The organism is Methylovulum sp. (genome assembly GCF_028687615.1).
Taxonomy (GTDB): Bacteria; Pseudomonadota; Gammaproteobacteria; order Methylococcales; family Methylomonadaceae; genus Methylovulum.
Map to the genome: position 1 here is coordinate 1 of NZ_JAQTZU010000041.1, position 17960 is coordinate 17960.

At 50.3% G+C, this 17960-nt stretch carries 15 protein-coding genes; 5 read left to right on the plus strand and 10 right to left on the minus strand.

All coding sequences use genetic code 11. The annotated features are described in order from the left end of the window. The coding region (locus PHH59_RS15880) for an integrase core domain-containing protein (protein ID WP_300018489.1) at positions 1-325 on the plus strand (325 nt) is incomplete at its 5' end. A gap of 765 nt (positions 326-1090) precedes the next feature. On the opposite strand, the gene PHH59_RS15885 is transcribed toward PHH59_RS15880, so the two are convergent. After that, the gene (locus PHH59_RS15885) at positions 1091-1384 is read right to left on the minus strand and encodes a hypothetical protein (protein ID WP_300018492.1); all 294 of its coding nucleotides are present in this window, start codon (positions 1382-1384) and stop codon (positions 1091-1093) included. Between the two features lie 119 nt (positions 1385-1503). Here PHH59_RS15885 and PHH59_RS15890 point away from each other — a divergent pair, with 119 nt between their 5' ends. Then, positions 1504-3066 (plus strand): NCS2 family permease, encoded by a 1563-nt coding sequence (locus PHH59_RS15890; protein WP_300018495.1) that lies wholly within the window; start codon positions 1504-1506, stop codon positions 3064-3066. A gap of 240 nt (positions 3067-3306) precedes the next feature. Here PHH59_RS15890 and PHH59_RS15895 read toward each other — a convergent pair whose 3' ends face one another. From PHH59_RS15895 to PHH59_RS15915, 5 genes are all read right to left on the minus strand, one after another. Then, the gene (locus tag PHH59_RS15895) at positions 3307-3882 is read right to left on the minus strand and encodes a class I SAM-dependent methyltransferase (protein ID WP_300018498.1); all 576 of its coding nucleotides are present in this window, start codon (positions 3880-3882) and stop codon (positions 3307-3309) included. Further along, the gene (locus tag PHH59_RS15900) at positions 3860-4918 is read right to left on the minus strand and encodes an FAD-binding oxidoreductase (protein ID WP_300018501.1); all 1059 of its coding nucleotides are present in this window, start codon (positions 4916-4918) and stop codon (positions 3860-3862) included. The genes PHH59_RS15895 and PHH59_RS15900 overlap by 23 nt, the downstream gene beginning before the upstream one ends. Positions 4919-5005: 87 nt before the next feature. Then, positions 5006-6139, minus strand: a complete 1134-nt coding sequence (gene waaC, locus PHH59_RS15905; protein ID WP_300018504.1) for a lipopolysaccharide heptosyltransferase I — start codon at positions 6137-6139, stop codon at positions 5006-5008. Then, entirely contained in the window at positions 6136-7158 is a 1023-nt protein-coding gene (waaF, locus tag PHH59_RS15910) for a lipopolysaccharide heptosyltransferase II (RefSeq protein ID WP_300018507.1), read from the minus strand. The genes waaC and waaF overlap by 4 nt, the downstream gene beginning before the upstream one ends. Further along, the gene (locus PHH59_RS15915) at positions 7151-8074 is read right to left on the minus strand and encodes a branched-chain amino acid transaminase (RefSeq protein ID WP_300018510.1); all 924 of its coding nucleotides are present in this window, start codon (positions 8072-8074) and stop codon (positions 7151-7153) included. Before PHH59_RS15915 ends, waaF begins: the two co-directional genes overlap by 8 nt. Before the next feature lie 253 nt (positions 8075-8327). Between PHH59_RS15915 and PHH59_RS15920 the strand changes: the two genes are divergently transcribed. Together PHH59_RS15920 and PHH59_RS15925 are read left to right on the plus strand one after the other, a co-directional pair. Beyond that, positions 8328-12398, plus strand: a complete 4071-nt coding sequence (locus tag PHH59_RS15920; protein WP_300018513.1) for a calcium-binding protein — start codon at positions 8328-8330, stop codon at positions 12396-12398. 182 nt (positions 12399-12580) lie between these two features. Next, entirely contained in the window at positions 12581-12943 is a 363-nt protein-coding gene (locus tag PHH59_RS15925; protein WP_300018516.1) for a hypothetical protein, read from the plus strand. Positions 12944-13201: 258 nt separating this feature from the next. Here PHH59_RS15925 and PHH59_RS15930 read toward each other — a convergent pair whose 3' ends face one another. From PHH59_RS15930 to PHH59_RS15940, 3 genes are all read right to left on the minus strand, one after another. Further along, the gene (locus PHH59_RS15930; RefSeq protein WP_300018519.1) at positions 13202-13411 is read right to left on the minus strand and encodes a hypothetical protein; all 210 of its coding nucleotides are present in this window, start codon (positions 13409-13411) and stop codon (positions 13202-13204) included. A gap of 301 nt (positions 13412-13712) precedes the next feature. Then, the gene (gene uvrB, locus PHH59_RS15935; protein ID WP_300018531.1) at positions 13713-15716 is read right to left on the minus strand and encodes an excinuclease ABC subunit UvrB; all 2004 of its coding nucleotides are present in this window, start codon (positions 15714-15716) and stop codon (positions 13713-13715) included. A gap of 5 nt (positions 15717-15721) precedes the next feature. Then, entirely contained in the window at positions 15722-16708 is a 987-nt protein-coding gene (locus tag PHH59_RS15940) for an integron integrase (RefSeq protein ID WP_300018522.1), read from the minus strand. A 139-nt stretch (positions 16709-16847) separates the two neighbouring features. Here PHH59_RS15940 and PHH59_RS15945 point away from each other — a divergent pair, with 139 nt between their 5' ends. After that, positions 16848-17495, plus strand: a complete 648-nt coding sequence (locus PHH59_RS15945) for a hypothetical protein (protein WP_300018525.1) — start codon at positions 16848-16850, stop codon at positions 17493-17495. Between the two features lie 249 nt (positions 17496-17744). On the opposite strand, the gene PHH59_RS15950 is transcribed toward PHH59_RS15945, so the two are convergent. Beyond that, positions 17745-17960: hypothetical protein (locus PHH59_RS15950; protein WP_300018528.1), on the minus strand; the 216-nt coding region annotated here is incomplete at its 5' end.

Below are 17960 nucleotides of genomic sequence, written 5' to 3' on the forward strand. Positions count from 1 at the left end.
TGGCTTTGACCAGGCCTGTGCCGGACTCGGTATTGAACATCGCTTAAGTCCACCCCGCCACCCGCAAACCAACGGCATACCCTCTGGGGCACAAGTGGTGGAGCGTTTTAATGGACGGATCAGCGAACTGCTCAAGCAAACTGGGTTTAACTCCGCGGATGACTTGGAAAAGACTTTGTTGAGTTATCTGCTCATCTACAACCATCATATTCCGCAACGCGCCATCAACCATCAAACGCCTATGCAAGCCGTCCAAAAATGGCAAGAAGATAAGCCTGAGTTGTTTGTTAAAAAGGTTTATGATCAGGCGGGACTTGATATTTAATAGGTGTTGGCTGAACCTCTACCGGAGCTGACATAAAATTACCTTGGGCGCTCATTCTTGTAAGATACGGAATCACCCTGTGTTCCTGACAACTGCCCGAGTTAAACAAAGGGGGGCTGAAGCGGCCTTAGCTGCATGACGATGTTATTGGATACTAAGTCGAACCGGTCTACTTCAGCCCGTTTTCATTAGAATTCCTATTCTAATGAAAACGGGTTGCTTTGCTTGGTTTGAATCATACAAGTCGAAAAGAAAGTATCTAAAGAAAAGGCGGCCCGGTTGTCGCTGATGTCTTGCGCTCCTCGGTTTTGTCGGGGGGCAGAATGGGCTTCTGCCTCTCTGCCTCCGTGCGGCATCCTTGCCGCACCCCTTTATGCCCTGTGGGTATTCGGGCTATTCCCGACAAATGCTGCGGTGCTCGACGCGGCAAACGGGATACAAACTACGTTACTGCGTAACATCAGTTAGTTATTGTAAAACAAATAGTTAGCATATTTGGCGAAAAGTGGCAATTTCATAAAAATCAAATGATTGCAAAAGTTATGTAGATACTTATGGATCATAAGCGAGGCTTCGGGATGATTTATTTTCAACTCGTAGAAAATGTCTGCGTAACATAAGTTCATATTATAACTTGGCTGTCAATGCGTAACTTCTAAAACAATTGTTTTTGTAAAATCATGGTGGTTTCCTATTGTTTAATTTGTTTTAGTGGGCTATTGACATGGTTTTTGGTGCAGCTTGGGAGCGAACGCAGCAGAGAAATCAAGTTGATTCACCCCGTTTCAATAACAAATCAAAAAAACAAGGAATATGGTGATGGCTGTCACGGGCTTGTCGGGCGTAAAAATTGGCGATTTCCAAGGTTAATTGTTCTTCAAAGCGTTCTGGAGGAATGCCGCTGTTCTGTGGTGGAGCAAGGGCTTGCCAATCGCTTTTCACCTGATGGATGCCTAGGAGTGCGAGGATTAATTCTTGTGATGTTGGCTCAGTAGCCGAAGCTAACGCCCGTGACCAACTGTTTTGTAACTCGCTGATGCTACCCAAATCCGAATCCACATAATGCCACTATCCGCTGGTGAATAGTTTTTAACCACCAAATTTCCGCTTAAGCCGCCAAATCGGTAAGATTACGAAATCGCAACCGCGACTTTCTTAATCTTAATCAGGATACGCTCATGAAATGGTTTGTACGTGCGGATATTGACGGTTTTTTTGGCTTGGCTTTGGATAATCTGGTGCAATTGCTGGTGATTGTTGGATTATGCAGCCATGTTTTGGGCTTTTCCGATGACTTGATTTATCGGCATATCTTGCCCGGTGCGGCGGTGTCTTTGTTGGTCGGTAATTTTTATTACGCCAACCAAGCCAAGCAATTGGCGGCTTTGGCCGGGCGTGACGATATTTGCGCCTTGCCTTATGGCATCAATACCGTGTCTTTGTTCGCGCATATCTTTTTAGTGATGTTGCCAGCGAAAATGGTTGCCGTGGCGGCCGGTGCCGCGAATCCCGACATCATCGCGTGGCAGGCGGGCTTATTGGCGTGTTTCGGTTCGGGATTGATTGAATTGTTCGGTTCGTTTGTCGCCGAACGCTTACGAAAAGCCACGCCCCGTGCGGCCTTGTTATCGACCTTATCCGGCATCGCCCTGACGTTTATCTCGTTGGGTTTCCTGTTCCGCACTTACGCGCATCCGGTTGTGGGGCTGGTGACCTTGGCGGTGATTTTATTGGTGTATTTCGGCAAGCTGAAATTTCGCGGCAATATTCCGGGCGGTTTGGTCGCCGTGTTGTTGGGCGTGTTGCTGTCTTGGTTAATGGGCTTGGCACCGGTCGGTGTCAGGCCGGAAAACGAATTGGGGGTGTTTTTGCCGATACCCGTTGTGGCGGATTTGTGGGCGGCCTTGGTTTCACCGCAAAGCCTGGCCTATGTGTCGGTGATTATCCCGATGGGTTTGTTTAATGTGATTGGCTCGTTGCAAAATATCGAATCGGCGGAAGCGGCGGGCGATTCGTTCCCGACTCAACCGTCGCTGATGGCGAATGGGATTGGTACGCTGGCGGCTTGTGTGTTTGGTTCTTGCTTCCCGACCACCATTTATATCGGTCATCCGGGCTGGAAAGCGATGGGCGCACGGGCGGGTTATTCGATCATGAACGGTGCGTTTATGACGGTGATTTGCCTGACCGGAAGCTTGTCGTACATCGCGTGGGCTGTGCCGATTGATGCGGGCATGGCGATTGTGTTGTGGATAGGCATCGTCATCGCCGCGCAAGCGTTCCAAGAAACTCCCAAAAACCACGCCCCGGCAGTGGTGTTAGGTTTATTGCCGGGCATTGCCGCGTGGGGCGCGTTCATGGCGAAAAGCGGGGTTCGTGCCGCCATCGAGCCGGGCCAAAGTGCTGCGCTGTTTACCGATGATTTGCCCAGCCGCTTCCAAATGGCGGACATTTGGATACACGGCGCATTTGTCTTGGAACAGGGCTTTATTTTCACCGCGATGATTTTGGCGGCGATGACGGTAGCGGTCATCGAGCGGCACTATGTCAACGCCGCGCTGTGGAGCGGTGCGGCAAGCCTGCTGTCCGTCAGCGGTTTGATCCATTCCTACCGCTGGACAGCTAGCGACACCGCCTTGTCGCTAACGCCGGCATGGGAATGGGCGTTGGCCTATGCCTTGATGGGTGTAGTGTTTTTGTCGGCAAAATGGCTTTGTGTGGATGACAAAAGTGTGTCCTAGGTGCGCTGGCTGCGACATCCTGACGCGCGGCAAATTGCCATATTTTCTTTGAGGTTAGCGAGGGCTACAATGGCTTCACTCTTAATGAACACCACCTCCTAAAGGGTTTAAGGGTTTTTGCGGCCAATAGCAATTGGCCGTTTTTTTTTGCCCGGATTATTGCCTCCGCAAGCGAGGCCCTTCCAATTGACATACTGTTTTGGCATTCGCTATCAGGCCACGGGAAGTTGGGCAAACTCATCACGGATAGGCGCAAATTTTGTCAATCAACCACAAGCGTGGTGCTGCTGGATTCTCCACATCACTGTCAAATACGCGGCAATCAAATTGTTCTGATGACAGTTTTGCGCACCATTCAGCAACTTGCGCTGTTTCCTGGTCGCCATCGGGATGGCCGGGATAGGCCAATACCGTCAGGATACCGCCAACCGCCAAGACTTCACTTGCTGCGTTCAAGGCTGGCAAAGTCGATTGGGTTTGGGTGATGATGCGTTTGTCACCGCCTGGCAAATAGCCCAAATTAAATAGACAGGCTTTGATTTTGCCGACATGTCCGAGCGGGATGTAGTCGGCAAGTTTGGCATGGCTGTCCGTTATCAAGGTCAAATTATCGGGATTATTGGTGAGTTGGCGCGTCGCTTCGATTGCCGTTGCTTGGATGTCGAATCCATAAACATGGCCTTTTTTTCCGACTTTCGCCAGCAAAAAAGCGGTGTCGTGACCATTGCCGACCGTGGCATCAATGGCTATGTCGCCTTTTCTTAAATACGCGCTTAATAATTCGTGGGTCAGTTTAGGTAGGGAAATGCGTGGCATAGTGGCGTTGGATAGTAGCGGGCGGTGGTGTGTTGTTGAGTAAGGTGTCGGCGAAGCGTTGGCTGTACCACGGAATTTGTAAGCTGCCTTTTGCGCCGAAGCCATTAAAAACCGCCAATTGCGGGTGGCTAGGGTGCAAGCCCAGGAACGGCTGTTTATCCAAGGTGCAAGGGCGGACGTTGGCGTGTTGGGCGATCACGTCGGCTTGTGCCAAGTCGGGCGAAAATGCCGTCAGTTTGCCTAGCAATTCAGTCCGCGCGGCGGCTGTGGGAATAGTGTCCAGCGGCTCATGGCTGAAAGTCGCGCCGATGCGGCTTTGCTTATTTGTCAGCGGAATCAACCAGTTGCCGTAATTTAGCAGCGTGTCCGGTAAATTCTGCTGATGCGCCAAGGTCAGGATTTCGCCTTTCGCGGCCTGGAACGGCAGCCAGGAAAACCACGGGTTGTGTATCGCCTGATAGCCTTCGCAAAAGATAATTTGTTTGGGCGTGATGTCGTGCCAACGCAATTGCGGTTGAAATTCAATGGTTTCGGGGAAAAAGTCGGCGGTACGGTAACTATGCCTGGCGATAAAAAAATCTTTCAGGCGGTTTAGCAAGAGCCGCGTCAGTAAATAGCCGGTTTGTTGTTGCCGCACCGAACCGTAAGGCGTGGCAAGGCCGTGCGGGTTTGTGTCTGGCGGCTTGGGTGTGTCCAGATAAGTGTGATACGCCATATCCTGCCGCCTTTTTTGCGCTTGGCGGAATTCAGCATCGTTACGCAACACCCGCAACATCGGTTTTTCGATATAAAAATCTTGCCGGAAAAAAGCGGCGAGTTGTTGGTAACAGCGTTTGGCGGTGGGCAGCAACACATCGACATCGGACGATTTGACCCAACGCATTCCGGTGATGGGGTTAATCAAACCTGCCGCGATTTGCGAGGCGTTTTCTGTGCCGTTGTCGATAATCAGCACGGACGCCCCGCGTCGGGTCAATTCCCATGCCAATAAACTGCCAGCGAGTCCTTGGCCGATGATGAGAAAGTCGATGGGCATTGAGTTTAGGCGAAGAGTGGGTTCATGAGCAGTTATTTGTCCGTCGGCATACCTTACTTAATTACTATGCGCCAGAAAGCCATCCCTTTATCTAAAAAAATCCTCGGTATCAATATCGGTCAAAGAATTGGTGATTTCATCAAGGTATTCATCGCTAATATCCCAGGTCGAAAACATTTGTTTATCAGATTTTGCCGCGTTGACAATAAGCGGGTCTTCCAGTTTGCTGGTCAACAAGATATTGGCGATGTCGATAATTTCTTGCTCATCGATGTCCCGTATCGAGAAATCCTGTTTGTCCAATTTATGCGGGTTGACGATGGACGCGGATTTGACGGTTTTGTTGATGTCGGTTTGGTAAACGCGGCTGAGGGGAGTGGGGCCGAAGATGGTGATGGAGGGGCGGTTTAATCCCCAGGCCATGTGCGTGGGGCCGGTGTCGTTGCCGATCACCAAATCGGCGCGGGCGATCAGGGCCTTGAGGTCGTTCAAGTCCAGTTTGGGCATGATTTGCACCCATTCCGACTGGTCGCACATCCATTCGGCTTTTTTCTTTTCTTCTTCATTGCCCCAGACGACCAGGCAGTTTTGTTGCAGGGCATTGGCGATATTGACGAATTTTTCTATCGGATAATTGCGGCTTTCCCAAGTTGAACCGATAACCAGGACGATGTTTTTCTGGTTCCTGTGCAAATACAATTGGACGCGTTCATCCTCGTCCCGAAAAAACAAAAACGGTTTTTTTTCTAGGATTTGTTCGCGGCTGATGTGGAACCCTAGCGGTTGCGTCAGTACCGTGGCATTGCGGTCTATGGTGTTGGCATCATAAGGAAAGGCGATTTTGACCGTGTAAAACCATGAGGCGGCGCGTTCGCGGATGGAATTGGCATCGAAACCGGAGACGCGTTTGCCTAGCAAACGGGCGGTGATTGAGGATTTAAGCAAGCCTTGGGCGTCAATCACCAAATCATAATGTTTGCTGGCGTAACGCCGCAGGCGTTTGATTTCTTTTAGAATTCCGGTTTTGTCGGCTTTTAATGCCCTTAAATCCACCGTCAGGACATTGTCAATATCAGGCTGGTGGTTCAACAATTCGGCAAAGCGTTGCTCAACAACCCAGTCGATTTGCGCGTCTGGATGTTGGGCTTTGATAAATTGCAAGGCGACCATCGCATGGACGATGTCACCGAGCGCGGACAGTTTGACGATGGCGATTTTCATGGTGGCAGTAATTCCAGTACGCGTTCAGGTTTAATACCGGTTAAGCAGTGGGTATGGTTTCCATGCCCGACAGGATATAGCGGGCAGACCCGTTGGAAACAAGGCGAGCAAGCCAAGTTTAACGAAATGATCCGGGCCTGGGGGTTGAGCGGCGGCGTAAACGTAGGATCGGATGAACCATATAATGCGATGACAGGTTTATCCAGCGCGGCGGCAATGTGCATCAAACCGGAATCATTGCTGACGACGCTGTGCGCCAGTGATAGCAAATCCACGGCTTCTGCCAGTGATGTCCGACCGGTAAAGTCAATACAGGTATTTTGGGTGGCCTGGTTGATTTGCTTGGCAATATCCTGGTCTTTTTCGGAGCCGAATAACCAGACTTGCCAGCCCATGCTGATTTGGTGGCGGGCGAGTTCGGCAAAATGTCCGCCAGGCCAGCGTTTGGCTTCGCCGTATTCGGCGCCCGGGCAGAGGGCGAGAATTTTTGTGGTGTGGATGATTTTGAATTTGGCAATGACCGCTTGCTGTTGGGCCAGGCTGATACTGAGGCGTGGCGTAGGGCAGGGCGGCGGTAACGGTGTGGAACTGGGTAATCCCAGCGCGACAAAGCGTTGCACCGTCATCGTCAACTGCTGTTTGTCCAGTTTCCGCGCATCATTGAGCAAACCCCAGCGGCATTCGCCGACATAACCCGTGCGGACGGGAATACCGGCAAAAAACGGGGGCAGGGCTGATTTCCACGAATTGGGCAGGACGATGGCCTGGGTGTAAGCTTCGCTACGCAATTGTTTGCCGAGCCTAACCCGTTCCAGCAAGCCGAATTGACCGTGTGTCAACGGCATGGCGGTAGCCCAGTTGACTTCTGGCATCCGCTCCAGCAAACCGAATGTCCAGGCGGGGGCGAGCACGTCAATCAGGCAATCCGGTGCGTTTTCCTTAAGCTTTAAGAACAAGCTTTGCGCCATCACCATATCGCCGACCCAGGACGGGCCGACGATGAGTATTTTCCTAGGCAACGTAAGTCAACCAGTCAGCATGGCTGTCGCCGCGCCCATAAACGGCATCGAAATACAATGCTTGTAATTTTTCGGTGACCGGGCCGCGGCTGCCGCTACCAATCGTGCGGTTGTCCAATTCCCGGATTGGCGTGACTTCTGCCGCCGAACCGGTGAAAAAGGCTTCGTCGGCGACATAAATTTCATCGCGGGTGATGCGTTTTTCGATGACTTCATAGCCTTGTTCGCGGGCGATTTTCATGACCGTGTCGCGGGTGATGCCTTCTAACGCGGAAGTGGTTTCCGGCGTGTAGATTTTGCCGTCGCGGACGATGAACAGGTTTTCCGCGCTGCCTTCGGCGGCAAAACCTTCGTGATCCAGCATCAAGGCTTCATCGTAACCATTGGACAACGCTTCTTGTAAGGCCAGGATAGAGTTGATGTAATTGCCGTTGGCTTTGGCTTTGCACATGGTGCTGTTGTGATGGTTGCGGGTGTACGAGGAGGTACGGATGCGGATGCCTTTTTCTATGCTTTCCGCACCCAGATACGCGCCCCACGACCACGCGGCGACCATGACGTGGACTTTCAGGTTGTCGGCCCGCAGCCCCATGCCTTCCGAGCCGTAAAAGCACATAGTGCGGATATAGGCGCTGTCCAGTTGGTTTTTGACCAGCGCGTCGCGTTGCACTTGGTTGATTTCGTCTTTGGTGAACGGCATTTTCATGTTCATGATATGCGCGGAACGGAATAGGCGGTCGGTATGTTCCTGCATCCTGAAAATCGCCGTGCCTTTTGTGGCATGATAGGCGCGGATGCCTTCAAACACGCCCAAGCCGTAGTGCAGGGTATGCGTCAACACATGGACTTTCGCTTCACGCCACTCAACCCATTGCCCATCCAGCCAAATAACGCCGTTTTTATCGTCCATCGTCATCGTTTGTTCTCCAACTGTATTAATTTGATCTAAATTGTTTAGTTTACTATAAAGTTAAAAGCAGCCATACCTGATTGCGTCATTCTGCTTGATTCCAGAGAAAAATTCTGCAAATTGAAAAATCAGCGTATTTTTTGGCTTGATTTATGACAAGGAATAGCTTGTCAATTTCTATGATTGGATTGTACTATTCAGCCCTGAGAAAACGTGCAAATGATATTTCAACTTAAACAGTATTATTAAAGGTAAATCTATGGCGACATTCAACGGGACTGAAAATAACGATATTCTGACCGGCACAACTGGCGATGACACAATTTACGGCAATGGAGGTAAAGATAGGCTGATCGGGGGCTTAGGTAACGACATATTATCGGGCGGGGCTGGAGCGGACACCTATCAGATCGCCAAGAATGATGGTCTGGATTACATCAATAATTACGATACGGATGGTAGTGTTGATATAGTCGAATTTACCAATCTGGCTTCCACGGGCATTACCGCCGTTTTCGATTTAGGTTATGACCTGGTTTTGCAGTATGGATCGGCAAGCCAATTGACGGTTGAAAATTATTTCACCAGTGACGCCAACTACCGAATTGATAAATTTCAATTCACCGATGTCACCTGGACACTCGCTAAACTGGCCGGGCAACATAACGGTACTGCCAATGCCGACACGCTGTATGGTTTTAATGGTGTGGTCAATGTGATCAACGGACTGCAAGGCAATGACGGTATTTATGGCGGCGACCTCAACGACAAGCTGAACGGCGGTGACGGCAGCGATGCTATTTATGGTTATGCAGGCGATGACACCCTGACGGGCGAAACGGGCGATGACAATTTGCAGGGCATGGACGGTAACGATGCCATAATCGCTGGCGATGGTGGCGACACGCTGATCGGCGGCAATGGCAACGATGCGTTGACGGGCGGTTTGGGCAACGATTCCTTGCAGGGCAACGAAGGCACTGACGCCTACACCATCGCCAAGGCCGATGGCCAGGACATCATCTACAATTACGACACGGACGGCAGCGTTGATACGGTCAAGTTCACCAACGTCGCCTCCACCGACATCAAAGCGGTGTTTGATTCGGCCTACAACTTGGTGTTGCAATACGGCGCCAGCCAACTGACGGTCTATTATTATTTCACGTCGGATAAAAATTACCGCGTGGACAAATTCCAGTTTACCGACAAGACCTGGACATTGGCCGATATTGCCCCCAGACACAATGGCACAGCCAATGCCGACACCTTGTACGGTTTCAACGATATAGTTAATATTATCAATGGATTGGGTGGTAATGACGCGATTCATGGCGGTAATCTCAACGACAAGCTGAACGGTGGTGACGGCAGCGATGCTATTTATGGTTATGCAGGCGATGACACCCTGACGGGCGAAACGGGCGATGACAATTTGCAGGGCATGGACGGTAACGATGCCATAATCGCCGGCGATGGTGGCGACACGCTGATCGGCGGCAATGGCAACGATGCGTTGACGGGCGGTTTGGGCAACGATTCCTTGCAGGGCAACGAAGGCACTGACACCTACACCATCGCCAAAGCCGATGGCCAGGACATCATCTACAATTACGACACGGACGGCAGCGTTGATACGGTCAAGTTCACCAACGTCGCCTCCACCGACATCAAAGCGGTGTTTGATTCGGCCTACAACTTGGTGTTGCAATACGGCGCCAGCCAACTGACGGTCTATTATTATTTCACGTCGGATAAAAATTACCGCGTGGACAAATTCCAGTTTACCGACAAGACCTGGACATTGGCCGATATTGCCCCCAGACACAATGGCACAGCCAATGCCGACACCTTATACGGTTTCAACGGCATCGCCAATACCATCAATGGCCTGGCTGGCAATGATGCGATCTATGGCGGTGATATTAATGACACGCTGATGGGGAGTGATGGTGGTGACGCGATATACGGTAATGCCGGTAACGATACCCTGACAGGCGGGCAGAGCAATGATGTCTTGCAAGGTGATGCGGGGGCTGATATTTACAGCTTCACAAGTGACGATGGTCAAGATGTCATCAATAATTATGATACCGACAACAGCGTGGACATTATTAAACTGACCGATGTCAGCCTGCTTGACCTGACTGGCATAGCCTTCGCGCCCGGCAGCAGCTACAGCTTGGTGCTGGGTTACGGTACCATTGGCAGCCAGGTTACGGTCACCAATTATTTTTATCAGCCAACCTACCAAATCAACGAAGTCCAGTTGGCGGACGGTAACAAATTAAAAGGCTTCGTGATTGGAACATCGGCAAATGACGTATTGCTTGGTACCGGTGCCAATGATGCACTGAGTGGGCAGGCAGGTAACGACACGCTTAAAGGTGGCGGTGGCGACGATTTGTACTTTGTCGATGATGCGGGCGATAAAATAATTGAAAACTTAGGCGCAGGTATTGATACGGTGCTTGCGGGTGTCAGCTACACCATTGCTGATAACGTGGACAATCTGGCCTTGCAGGCAGGGGCGGTAACTGGAACGGGCAATGGTATCAACAACCAATTGCTTGGTAACTCGGCCGCCAATACCTTATCTGGATTAGGTGGCAATGATTGGCTGGATGGCGGGCAAAGAGGGGACACCATGAACGGTGGTGCGGGCAATGATACGTTTATTGTTGACAATCTAGCCGATAATGTGGTGGAAAGCCTCAATCAAGGCACGGACACTGTCCAAAGTTCGGTCACGTTCACCTTAGCGGCAAACGTTGAAAACCTGATCCTGACCAAAACCATCGCCTTAAACGGCACTGGCAATGATTTGGGCAACCGCTTGACGGGAAATGCGGGCATTAACGTGTTGGATGGCGGCGAGGGGAATGACTTTCTGGACGGCGGTGCCGGTGCGGATACCCTCAAGGGTGGCACCGGTGATGATATTTTCCTTGTTGATGCCAGTGACATCGTGGAAGAAAACCTGAATGCCGGGCTTGATACCGTGCAAGCAGGGTTCACTTATATCTTGGGAGCTAACTTAGACAACTTGGTTTTGATTGGCGCAGCCGCCATTAACGGGACGGGTAACGGTTTGGCTAACAATCTGACGGGTAATAATGCCAAAAACATCCTCAATGGCGGGGCAGGTGCCGATATACTGAAGGGCAAGGCGGGAGATGACAGCTATTTTGTTGATGTTGCCGGTGATGTTGTTGAAGAACTCAGTGGTGAAGGTGCTGACACCGTGAATAGCACAATTGACTATACCTTGCTTGATAATTTTGAGAATCTGGTTCTTCTCGGAACGGCACTGAAAGGCACGGGCAATGCGCTGGCTAACAGGCTGACGGGTAACGCCAGCAACAACCTGCTGAACGGTGGTGCTGAAGCCGACACCCTAGCGGGCGGTGCTGGCAATGATACTTACATCGTCGATAATACAGGCGATACCGTCATTGAAAATGCTGGCGCCGGTACTACCGACACGGTAGAAAGCTCTGTCAATTATACCTTGGCTGATAATGTCGAGAACCTTACCCTAACAGGTGTTTTGGCTCTTAAAGGTACCGGAAACAATTTGGCGAATCTTATGCTGGGCAATTCAGCCAGTAACACCCTGAATGGTGCAGGCGGGGTCGATACCATGAAAGGTGGTGCCGGCAATGATTTTTACTATGTCAATGTTACTGCCGATAGTGTGGTGGAAATTGCCGGTCAAGGTAGCGATACGGTCTTTAGCAGAGCTTCTTACACCTTGGGCGGCAATATTGAAAACCTTACCTTGAACGGTACTGTGGCGATTGATGGCACGGGCAACAGCCTCGACAATATCCTGGTGGGCAACACTGGCATCAATAAGCTCGATGGTGCTGCTGGTGCGGATAGCCTGAAAGGGGATGCTGGTGCGGATATATTTGTGTTCAGCAGCATTACAGGTGGTACTGACACCGCTTTGGATTGTGTGTCAGGCACTGACAAGTTGCAAATATCCGGCGACATCAATATCGGCAATGGTGATGCGTCCATTGATTTTGGCACTTCTGTTGATCTCGGCGGTACGTTCACGGCACAAGCCGAACTGGTCATCATCAATCCGAATATTGTCGGCATTATCGACCGGGTGGCGGCGGCTACGGCTATTGGCAACGCCCAGTCCGCGTACACAATGGGTGATACCCGTTTGTTTGTTGTTGATAACAACGTCGATAGCATCCTTTACCAATTCACTGCGAAGGATGCCAACGCCCAGGTTAGTGCGGATGAACTGACCTTGGTAGGTACTTTGCAAGCTACGGCGCAAACGGTTTTGGCCGATTATCTGTTTGCCTAAAGCTGGTGGCGGGCGATTCTGGCCCGCCCTCATTTCCCAATGATTGATTCATGGGTACGTCAAACCGGTGCCCACGATTTCAATTCCTTAAAAGTTTCAGTATCTGCCAAAGCCCGCTACTTGGTGTCATAAGATTTTGTTAGAATTAACTTTATTATTGACTTATCAATCAAGGAAAACTTATGGGACTAACTCACGTTACCGTCTCTCTGAGCAATTTACGCACTGATATGCCCGCTTACGAAAACGAGTTTTTGGTGGATACAGGAGCCATTGATTGTCTGGCCCCAGGCAAAGCCTTGTTTGCCGCAGGGATTGCGGTTGAAGGAAAAGATGTTTACGAGTTGGCAAACGGCCAAATAGTTGAATATCCTTATGGCTTTGCGCGTGTTTCATTTATGGGTTCAGAGACTGTTACCCAGGTAATTTTTGGGCCGGATGACTGCGAGCCGATTTTAGGTGTGGTCGCGTTGGAAAATACAGGGATTGGCATTGACCCAGCCACGCGCAATCTTAAAAAGATGAGTGCCAAACCACTTAAATAACAATAAGGATTTGGCTAAAAATAACTTCCTTGAATTTTGACGAATACATTTTTGTAGGGGCGATTTTAACCGCCTAGAGCGAACGAATTCGCCCATACTGGGTTTTATAGAAGCGCCCGCTTAAATTTCCTCTCCTTTTGCAAGCATTTGCATAAAGGAGAGGTTTGGAGTGGAGCTAACTTATTGAGTTTAAAAATCTTCTCTTGGCCTCTCCAAAAAGGGTAGGGAGTGCCTCCCATTTATTTTTAGGATGCTGATTTAGCAGCCTTTTGCCAGCAATTTTTCCAATTCGGTGGCGATCAAGGCATTTTCAGTTCGTAAATGGGTGAGGAAATGGCGTCTTTGCACCGAATCTTCTGGAACTTTCAATTCTTTTGCCAATTGGATGGCATTGGAGCGTTGGGAGGGCAGAAAAAAATAGGCTGCAATAGCTAGTGCCAGCAAACCAAACACAATAATTTCAATCATATCAATATCTCGGCTATAGTAGAAAACGTCGCGTAAAACGCATTGAACCCATGATGCGGAATAATCATGGATAAGCATTATAAGCAAAAATAATGCCGCATACTATTTAAGTAAAAACCCAAAAACAATCCCTTAAAACAAATCATAGGTCTGCGTGGAAAAACCCTGTCAATTACCAATGATGGCGCATCTATACATGTTGTAGGTTTTCCAACAATGCTACATGCCATACGACAAAATACCATACGACAAAGCGGGTTTACTGCAAAGAAGTGTGGTTTGTTCCGATGTCGGGCTAGATTCAGATCATAATTTGCGCCTGCAAAAGCTTAATCTCATCCCTAATCTTCGCAGCCTGTTCAAATTCCAGGTTTTTCGCGTGCTGGTACATCGCCTCTTCCAGTTGCTTGAGTTTTTTGCCCATTTGTTTAGGTGTCATGGCGTGGTAATCGGCGGTGATGTCCGCCACTTTACTGAGAATTTTGCTGGATGTGCCAGAGCCAGGGATGGCCACTTGCAAAATGTCCGTAATGGATTTCAAAATCGTCGCGGGCGTGATGTGATGTTCGAGGTTGAAACGGTGCTGTTTCTCGCGGCGGCGTTCGGTTTCTTCTATCGCTTTTGCCATAGAATTGGTGATCTTGTCGCCATACAAAATCGCCTTGCCATTGGCGTTGCGGGCGGCGCGGCCTATGGTTTGCACCAGTGACACCACCGAACGCAAAAAACCTTCCTTGTCGGCATCCAGTATCGCCACCAGCGACACTTCGGGAATATCCAGACCTTCGCGCAACAGGTTGATGCCGACCAGCACGTCAAACTGGCCCAAGCGCAAGTCACGGATAATCTCGACCCGCTCCACCGTTTCTATGTCCGAATGCAGATAACGCACCTTGACATCATGCTCGGATAAATATTCGGTCAAATCTTCGGACATGCGCTTGGTCAGCGTCGTCACCAGCACCCGCTCTTTCAAGGCGGCGCGCTTGTTGATTTCCGACAGCAAATCATCGACTTGCGTAGTTGCAGGACGCACCTCCACAATGGGGTCGAGCAACCCCGTCGGCCTGACCACTTGCTCGACAAACACGCCCGAATGTTCCTTTTCATAAACGCTGGGCGTGGCGGACACATAAATCCGTTGCGGCGATTTCGCTTCAAACTCGGCAAACATCAGCGGACGGTTATCCAATGCGGACGGCAGGCGAAACCCATATTCAACCAGCGTTTCCTTGCGGGAGCGGTCACCTTTATACATCGCCCCGATTTGCGGCACCGTGACATGGCTTTCGTCAATAATCAGCAAGGCATTGTCCGGCAAATAATCAAACATGGTCGGCGGCGGCTCACCCGGCGCACTGCCGGACAAATAGCGCGAGTAATTTTCAATGCCTGAGCAGTAGCCAACTTCCAAGATCATTTCAATATCAAACAAGGTGCGCTGCTCCAGGCGTTGCGCTTCGACCAGTTTATTCGCCGCTTCCAACTGTTGCACCCGCTCTTTCAGCTCGATTTTTATCGCCTCCACCGCCACCAATAACTGCTCACGCGGGGTCACATAATGGCTTTTCGGATACACCGTGTAGCGGGCGATGCGGCTGAGTATCTCACCTGTCAGCGGGTCAAACAAAGACAAGCGTTCCACCTCATTGTCAAACAACTCCACGCGCAAGGCTTCGCTGTCCGATTCGGCAGGGAAAATGTCGATCACCTCGCCGCGCACCCGATACGTCGCCCGCCGCAATTCGACATCATTGCGGGTGTATTGCATCTCGGCGAGGCGGCGCAACAAAGTGCGTTGGTCGATCAAATCGCCTTTGACCAAATGCAAGACCATCTGGAAATACGATTCCGGCTCGCCCAAGCCATAAATCGCCGACACCGTCGCCACCACAATCGTGTCCTTCCGTTCAATCAAAGCCTTGGTCGCCGACAAACGCATTTGCTCGATATGCTCATTCAGCGACGCATCTTTGTCGATAAAGGTATCCGATGCGGGGACATAAGCTTCCGGTTGGTAATAATCGTAATAGGAAACAAAATACTCGACGCTGTTTTCGGGGAAAAACTCCTTCATCTCCCCGTACAACTGCGCCGCCAGCGTTTTGTTCGGCGCCATGATCATCGCAGGACGCTGCACCTCGTTAATGACATTGGCAATGGTGAAGGTCTTGCCGGAGCCAGTCACGCCCAGCAAAGTTTGATGCACTTCGCCATCGTTCAAGCCTTCGGCTAATTGCTTGATTGCGGCTGGCTGGTCGCCCGCAGGTTGGAAACGGCTGTGGATTTTGAACGGTTTTTGCATCATCTTCATAATTGGTCCAAAGGGCTCAACACGCCCAAACCGCCCTTGTTCAGCACATGCGTGTAAATCATCGTCGTCGATACATCGCTATGGCCTAGCAACTGCTGCACCGTGCGGATGTCATAACCCGCCTCCAACAAATGTGTCGCAAACGAATGCCGTAAAGTGTGCGGCGTGGCCGGCTTGGTGATCTCCGCCGCTTGCACCGCTTTCTTCATCGCCCGCTGCAATAATTTCTCGTCGATATGGTGGCGACGTTCCACACCACTGCGAGGGTCTATCGAATAACTGCCGGAAACAAAAATATATTGCCAAGGCCATTCATTCGCGGCATTCGGGTACTTCCGTCCCAAAGCATCCGGCATATACACATTGGCTTTCCCCGCACGTTTGTCATCGTCAAACAAAGCCCGCCGTTGCACCAAATGCGCTTGCAACCCCGCCACCACCGAAGATGGCAACATCGTCACCCTATCCTTGCCGCCCTTGCCGCACCGCACCATAATTTCACCGCGTCCAAAATCGACATCCTTGACCCGCAAACGTACACATTCCATCAAGCGCATCCCCGTACCATAAAGCAAATGCGCCATCAGCGCGTAAACGCCCTTCATCCTTACCAGCACAGCCCTCACCTCAGTGCGTGTCAAAACCACAGGTAAACGTTGCGGACGCTTCGCCCGCACCACATTCTCCAGCAACGGCAAATCCAGTACCAACACTTCCTTATACAAAAACAGTAAAGCCGATAAGGCCTGGTTCTGCGTCGAAGCCGATACCTGTCCGTCAACCGCCAAGTGCGTCAAAAACATCTCGATTTCAGGTGAACCCATTTCAGCCGGATGCCGCTTACCATGAAACAGGATAAACCGCTTGATCCAATGCACATAAAGCTTCTCTGTGCTGATACTGTAATGCTTGACGCGGATGCGGTCACGAACCTGATCCAATAGCTTGGGAGGGGTGATGTGCGGTGTAGAACTCATTTGCATAAAAAGGTTGCTAACAACTTATTTAAGTAGTATATTCTTGAAAAACCAAAAAGTGTATTTATGTTATACACCTTTTTGCGTGTAATTCAATACACCTTTATAGGCGTATACTTAACGTTAGGCTGCATTAGGAATCGCCATGACATTGTCAGAAGTAGAAAAATTAGCCCACTACATCCAGTCACTATCAGGTTTTGAGATTTATAAAACCATTGACGGTAACTACGACCACATCGGCGCAACCGTTGCTGACGCAGTTCTTCAGGCAAACAATAAGTACGCGACCAACGTAAAACCCCGAGTAAACCGAATTCTTGAGCTGTATCCAAAGGCACGCACGACAAGTTCTGTGTTGCGCCTCATAGAATCAACGTCGGCAACTGAATTTCTTAACTGGCGTGGAATAGACCGTGCCGAACGATTCAGGCTTGTTCTTGTTCTATTTTCTACCGAGAGCATAGAGATAGAGTCAGACTTAAAAGAATGGTTATCGCAAGACTCGAACTTGTTGAAACTTCGTGCCATTAAAGGGATAGGCCCAAAGACAGTCGACTATTTCAAAATCCTAGTTGGCGTCTCCACCAGTGCTATTGACCGACATCTACTTAATTTTCTTGGGTTGGCTGGCCTAACACCTTGCGACTATCTTGATGCTCAAAACATTATCAACGCAACTGCCGACATCCTTTCAGTTGACCGAGCCTATTTTGACCACAGTATTTGGCAGTTCATGAGCAAAGGGGCAGCAGCATCGCAAGCGGGACAGTGTAATGGCTATAGAGCCTAACCCAACGCTTCAGCGGAGCTTTGGGTTAGGCTTTCTGAGGTAAAAGTAGTTGGTGTCGGTTTGCCCTCGTGAGCTTTAGTGTTGCGGGCAGTTTTTTGGTTTGCTTCGGGCTTGCGTTGCCTTCGTTCCGCTTCGTTGGTAAAGTCCAGTCATCGTTGGGTTCGCTGTTCTCCGCACATCTGGACAAACCTAGCTGTTTTGGTTGGTGGTTGTTTGGCTTTGGCTGTATTACTCGGCCTAACAAGTCGGTCAAAGGGACGCGCCGCCCGTTGGCGGTTTTGGAGTTTCGTTTTTTTCAAGGTTCGGCGGCTTCGTTTCGCTTTCATTAGCGGCGCGCCCCTTACCGTAACGTTGGGCAGTCCGGGTTCGGGTGTATTGGCTTTTTGTTTGCCGGGTTTGTAGGCTGCGGGTGGTTTTGAGGTTGTCGGTTGTCGGTTGGCTTTGCTGGGTTCCGCTGCGGGTTGG